Annotated in this window: 8 protein-coding genes; 1 reads left to right on the top strand and 7 read right to left on the bottom strand. The window is 41.8% G+C overall.

Features of this window, described 5'->3' with window-relative positions; all coding sequences use genetic code 11:
- Positions 1 to 62: 62 nt before the first annotated feature.
- The 3 genes from VN379_RS16765 to VN379_RS16755 all read right to left on the bottom strand — a co-directional run bounded on the left by VN379_RS16765 (position 63) and on the right by VN379_RS16755 (position 1477).
- Positions 63 to 830 carry a GGDEF domain-containing protein gene (locus VN379_RS16765; protein ID WP_325535902.1) on the bottom strand — a complete coding sequence of 256 codons (768 nt, stop codon included), beginning with the start codon at positions 828 to 830 and terminating at the stop codon, positions 63 to 65.
- Between the two features lie 65 nt (positions 831 to 895).
- Entirely contained in the window at positions 896 to 1057 is a 162-nt protein-coding gene (locus VN379_RS16760) for a hypothetical protein (protein WP_325535900.1), read from the bottom strand.
- 144 nt (positions 1058 to 1201) lie between these two features.
- Entirely contained in the window at positions 1202 to 1477 is a 276-nt protein-coding gene (locus VN379_RS16755) for a hypothetical protein (protein WP_325535898.1), read from the bottom strand.
- A 157-nt stretch (positions 1478 to 1634) separates the two neighbouring features.
- On the opposite strand from VN379_RS16755, the gene VN379_RS16750 reads away from it, so the two are divergent.
- Positions 1635 to 2924, top strand: a complete 1290-nt coding sequence (locus VN379_RS16750; protein WP_325535896.1) for a hypothetical protein — start codon at positions 1635 to 1637, stop codon at positions 2922 to 2924.
- Between the two features lie 69 nt (positions 2925 to 2993).
- On the opposite strand, the gene radC is transcribed toward VN379_RS16750, so the two are convergent.
- The 4 genes from radC to VN379_RS16730 all read right to left on the bottom strand — a co-directional run bounded on the left by radC (position 2994) and on the right by VN379_RS16730 (position 5931).
- Positions 2994 to 3689: a RadC family protein gene (radC, locus tag VN379_RS16745; RefSeq protein ID WP_325535894.1), complete on the bottom strand. Its 696-nt coding sequence runs from the start codon at positions 3687 to 3689 to the stop codon at positions 2994 to 2996.
- A 96-nt stretch (positions 3690 to 3785) separates the two neighbouring features.
- Positions 3786 to 4373, bottom strand: coding sequence for an ERF family protein (locus VN379_RS16740; RefSeq protein WP_325535892.1), 588 nt, complete (start codon positions 4371 to 4373; stop codon positions 3786 to 3788).
- A 41-nt stretch (positions 4374 to 4414) separates the two neighbouring features.
- Positions 4415 to 4792: a hypothetical protein gene (locus VN379_RS16735; RefSeq protein ID WP_325535890.1), complete on the bottom strand. Its 378-nt coding sequence runs from the start codon at positions 4790 to 4792 to the stop codon at positions 4415 to 4417.
- 5 nt (positions 4793 to 4797) lie between these two features.
- On the bottom strand, positions 4798 to 5931 hold the full coding sequence (locus tag VN379_RS16730; RefSeq protein WP_325535888.1) for a DUF932 domain-containing protein: 1134 nt from the start codon (positions 5929 to 5931) through the stop codon (positions 4798 to 4800).
- Between the last annotated feature and the right edge of the window lie 28 nt (positions 5932 to 5959).

The following is a 5959-nucleotide window of genomic DNA, read 5'->3' as shown; positions in this document are numbered from 1 at the left end:
CACAAAAGGTATGATTATTCACATAAATAGTGATAGATTCAGCAAATCATTGTCCCCGCAAATCAACCATTGCTCAAAACTTGCAACAAACTCCGCTTCACTTTCTCTTTGCAGGCTCTTTTTTCCTGATACATACGACTGTCTGCCAGCTTTATCAGGTCAGTCAATGTTGGCTGGGCATCTTCCGGCCCAGCCAACCCCATTGAAAGGCTCAGCGGAAGTGATAAAGCTGTTTGGTTATGCTGCGTGATCTCCTGCCGGAGTCTTTCGACAAACTCCGTCATATCAGCATTAGATTTAACCTGAGTCAGGAGAATCAAAAATTCGTCTCCACCCATTCGATAAACAGTTCTCGTTGGCGAACAGTATTTGTTAAGAATATCTGCTGTAGTACGGATCAGTTCATCACCAGTGTTGTGCCCCAGTGTATCATTGATCAGTTTCAAGCCGTCAATATCACATACCAGCACAGCCACATTCTCTGCCTGTCCTTCCAGCGACTGGTTTCTTTGGACAAATGCGTTGCGGTTATATATTCCTGCCATTGCATCATAGTAACTGAAAGATCGAAGTTCCTGCTCCTGGGTTTTCAAAGAACGAACCTGTTTTTTTAAATCATACAGTTTATAAACCAATACCATTATGCTGCCAATAGCAAGGTAAACTTCTACTAAAAGAATTGCTGAAACTACTTCCTTGTTCTGTTGTCCATAAGAAAGACTGAATTCCTGTAACACCATTAACTGCCCCGCTAATAAACAGACTACTGCAACCCCTACGCCCATCACCGCCGGCGTTATATAACGGTCATACCGTTGCTTGAAATTCACAGTTATCCCCCCTATCCCTCATACTAAATTACTCACTGCATCATAAGCCTGACATAGTCAGGAAATTAAGGAAATGTATTGACATCTTTTCCTTTTAAATACACTTTGGATAATGCTTTAATACCATGCTGATTAATTTGCTGCACCAAGTCACCAATAACAGGATTTTTTACGCACCCAGTAACTGGCTCAGCTAATATCTTCTGAAACATCAGTAATTCAAGCAAATCCGCAATCGCCTGTTCGGTAAAATAGGAATCATATATGTTAGCGCTTACCCGTGAGTCAATATAAACAAATCCTCTCAGATACTGTTCTTTGTCCGGATCAGATAATATGCCATATGATAAGGCCAGTTAGAAGAACTCTTCCTAAGTACTGGAATAGCACATTGTCGCCTTAGTAGTAGCAACCACGATTTTTGCTTTTTCCACCCGGATAAATACAGAATCAATTGCCCCACCAGGCAGTTGATATTCAATCTGTGTTTGCCGGAATGCTATGGACACCTTCGCATAGTCGAGAGCGCAAAACATGTAATTATAGAAGTGAAAAACTTGGCCCTGATGAAAGAAAAAGGCTTGTTTGCTGCCTTTCGCTTTCTTAAATTCAATCAAAGCCTGACTGATATTCGGTGCATATTCCATCTCATCACCCCACAGATCCTGATTTGGTTATAGAATAACAAGTTTACCAAATGAAAAAATCTGCTTTGCTTCCGAATTTTAGTTTTATTTTTCGGAAACAAAACAGATTTATAGAGTTACCATTTCCTGCTACAATGAGATAGGGAGTGTGATAAAGATGGACGACCTGAAACCTGAAGAATACGCAGAACTACACCAGATGCTGGATAAAGAGGAAAGCTTGGCTGCAAGATTAGCGCAAGCGAAGCTTACCTTCACCCAAGCCAACGATAATGTAGAAAGATTTGTTGCTCGAATAACAAAACTATGCACAACTTATTGCCTGACATTGGATAATAAGGCTCAATTTTGCCAACGCCTGAGAGATCTTATTGATAATAGTCCTAAACAGGACATGCTTTTGCTTTTTACATCTGTTCTTAGCGATAAAGGGCTGCTCTTTGACCAGGATCGCACCAGTCGAACAACAGAACAGGACATCAGTTGTTATCTTACTATGCAGGAACAAATGCATCTGCTTGACCAAGAGCTGAGCGATCAAAGCCGGTATAACACTAGATTTCGTCAACTGCAGCAGCAGAATAAGCGCTATAATACTGTTTTTTCGGTCCCGCCCCCTGAGTCTGACGTCGATTTCCTCTTCCACAAATTTTTATCTTTCTTTCCTGCCGATAGCATACAGGCCCGCAATATTCTCCTAAACAATCTGACGTTGCTCTGTTCCCTGGTGGTAAATAATGCCGATTTATTGCTTATTGCGCCTTTATTCATTTACCAGGTTGCCAGCAGGCACACCTCCCGACTGTGCAATACAGCAGATTTCTCCTGCCAGTACGATAAACTCTGGATCAACAAAGATTACCAGATAATAAAAGACAACGGTAAAAACTTTAAGCACAACATGGTTTTGCTTGATTTCTATTTAGAGTTATGTGACTACTATAACCAAAAACCTGGTGTGGATATTGAACTCTGCCATTATTATTTTACCGAATTGTCCAATATTTGCGAATGGTATTATACTCAATGTGAGTACAACGAAACTATTTGCTTACCAGTACCCCTGGTGGTACGTATTGCCCATTGCAATGTTGATTGCTTCGAGAATAGCCCTGACTTTGGCTGTAGCCAGGAAGATTTTGATACTTTTTTCGATAGCGAAACTGCTTCTAACCGGTTTAAGAATAAACTTAAGAAATACCTCACGGCTTACCCGTCAGTCATTCAGCAATATATTGACATCCTTTCTGGAAACCCAGAGAAAAAGCGCTATCTTGTCTATCAAATCCTTGACAATGCTGATTTACCAAACAAATATATGACGCCAGCAAAGCTGCCTCTCATTTATACTGTAATTAACATGTTCCTGGAAGCAGAAATCAATCTGCAAACTGAGACTATTTTACTGCAAATTGGGAAAAAGCTAACAAATAGTGTGACTATATAAGTACTAGACATAAACATAGAATAGTATATATTTCGATGAGCTTACTTATTTTAAGCAGTAACACCCAAGCTATATAATCCCTTTTTCTTTCATACTAACATACTGTCCTTGTCCAATAATGATGTGATCCAACACGGGGATATCCATAATCCGTCCAACCTCAGCCAACTTTTGGGTTAAAACAAGATCTTCTTTACTAGGTGTCGAATCACCGCTAGGATGATTGTGCACTAATATGGTTGATGCACAAGCTCGACGAATCAGCATTCTAAATGTTTCCCTTGGATGCACAATACTGGCATTTAAGCTCCCTGTCGAAACCGTATGCTGAATAATCAGGTGATTTTTGGTACTTAAGCCCAACACAATAAATTTTTCTACCGGAAGATACTCTAATTCACCACGCAACAGAGCATATACGGCTTGGGATGAATTCATTATAACCCGCTTGCCGTCAGGATTGCCTTGAGCATAGCGGACAAAGCGCAAGATGGCCGATAATTGCTGGGCTTTCCCTTTACCAATCCCTTTAATCAACATCATTTCTTCTGTAGTGGCGTTCATTAATTCTTGTATGGTGGGAAACTCTTTTAGTAGTTCTGTGACCATATAACCATTTGCGGTTTCGTGTAAACATTGTGCCAACAAAATCTTAAGTGAGTTCTTATTATCCATTTTGCGTTCCTTTCTGCAGAAAAAGCCAGTCAAAAGAGTCGTTTCTCTTGACTGGCTTTTTTCTGTATAAAATTTATTTTCCTTAAACAATATCTGTTCCCGATGCTGACACCACATTTTAATGTTCGAACTGTACACTTCCCTATCAAACTCAGCGCTATTTTCATGATGCCAATTGAAATGTTTTTATGCCGCCCCCTGCGTCTTCTTCTGGCATTTCATGCAGAGCGGCCTGCCGAATTTCTTAACCGATACGCTCATGACACCGGCGGTTATTTTAATGCCGCAGTCTCTGCAGTTCTGTGCATTATCAAGCGGAAGCACGGGCTGGTGATGTTCCTGTGGCCGAGTGCTTTCATCTGTCCGACTGTCGGCTTCGGGGTCATCATTGGTACTGATGGCAAAACTAAGCATATAGGCGTATTTAATCGCAGCTGTCTGCGCTTTCATGACCGCTTTATCCCCTCCATCTTGACCGCTGCCTATACCGGCTAAAAGAATGCTTTCCCCATTATCGGTATCAATCAAAGTAATCGCTACTTTTACTGTTACCAAATGTTCTGTATTACCTTTACCGGTAATCACATCACTATTTTCAATAATTTCCGGTAGTACGACAGATGCAACTTTATGTTTTACCAAAGAAGCATTGACTTTCTCCAATACGTCAGCCGAAGTGGCATATTTATAGTGATGAAAGTCATTGGTGCCATTTTTGCGGATTACCCCGCATTCTTCCATAATTTTAACTAATTTACCAGCGATACTTTTCATTGATCTTCCTCCCCACTATAATGAGTTCGGCTACGCCGGTTTCATTCAGACCCTTGTCCAGGAATTGGAACTACGGCTTGTAGCGTAGAAAGAGTTGCATCATGATGCTCTGCAACAGAAAAACTGGGCGGGTATGGTACTTCGCCTCTCTCCTTACTGTAATTTTCAGGAGTGTTGATAGCAAACGTTACGTCCATGCCGCCCAATTGATTATTGGTATCCGTATTCGAAAGTTCATGGAGTTTTGCCTGTGCGATCAAGGCCAGTAACCCTTTGGCCAACACTTTGACTTGTAAATAATTGAGAATTAAACAAATATCGACCGCACGGCCTGTTTTCAGCGTAACAAGAAAATTTTCTTGTTGCTGGCTTAGTTCCGCGCTAACATCAGTATGGGCTATGCATTCAATCATAAACATTATTTTCACGCTCCGGTTGTCAGTTTCATCATATCTAGTTGGATAAGGTTATTATTGGATTTATCGGCTGCAATGGCAGATGGGTTGGAAACGAAAAGTTTGTTTTTTACTGGTGACAGAGCAAATAGTTCCCCGCCCAGGCGTTCGAGGTCGGTTGCCCTGGCGTAATCCTCAACATCCTGGGAGGCGCGAGTTACGGCATTGATTAAGCCGTATTTACTGTTATCTGCGCCCATGATGAAATGCCGGAGGATACCGCCGCGCTCGTTTTGGCTCAAAGCATAAGTATCAGCCAAGATTTCAACTGTCTTGACCGGATCCGGTCCAGTGCGTTCCTCCATGGTGGCTCTCAGTTTTTCGACCGACAGATGAAATTTGACTTCGTCAATGGCGGTGCGAACAGTGTCCTGCACTTTCATAAAGAAGGCTTTATCATCCTGAGCCAGGGTCTCATCGGAAAAAAGTTCATAAGCGCTGTCATCGCTCTCGATTTGCTTGCCGACATGGTACCGTTTCTGGGCATAGTCTTTGACGATTAAGCCGTTGCGGCAGACTAAGCGATATAAAAGCGGTTCGACTTTTAAACTGCCCAACCCTACTTCCGAATTGGAAATCACAATCCCGGCTTGCACGATATCACCGACTGTAACTTCGGCTTTGAGCTTTTTGTTAATAACCTTGATGTACATATGAGTTTCGGTAATTTGACTGGAGATAATTTCGGCACTTTTCATTTCGTTAATGATAGGCAATACCGCATCGGCCAGTTCCAAGTTATCCAAACGACGATAACGGTCACTTAAAAAGGCTCTAACGTTGCCGTCCAGGATTCGAAGCATGCGACGTTCCGGTGCTTCGTTGAACCAGCCATTAATATTTTCGTCCAGCAGAGAAGGCTGCTCCATACGCATTTTGCTGTAGTAGCGGAAGGGAATTTGTAGCCGATCGGCAATCTGCTTATGGGCCAGTTCGTTTAAGATGAAGGTTTCCACTGTACCGTCCATGTTTAGCGTTAAATTGCTAATCCCCACAATTGTTTTGACAACCAGATTACGGGTATCGGTAAGATAATCTCTTCTTACCATTCTTTGTCTCTCAAGTTCCTGAGCTAATTGAAGGATACTTCTGCCTTGTTTCATTTTTAATTACTCCTTTTCCCATTTTAAC

Origin of the sequence: Sporomusa sp., assembly GCF_035561255.1 — a bacterium.
Taxonomy (GTDB): domain Bacteria; phylum Bacillota; class Negativicutes; order Sporomusales; family Sporomusaceae; genus Sporomusa.
Note: the sequence above shows the minus strand (reverse complement) of the source record. Positions and strands in the feature narration are given on the sequence as shown.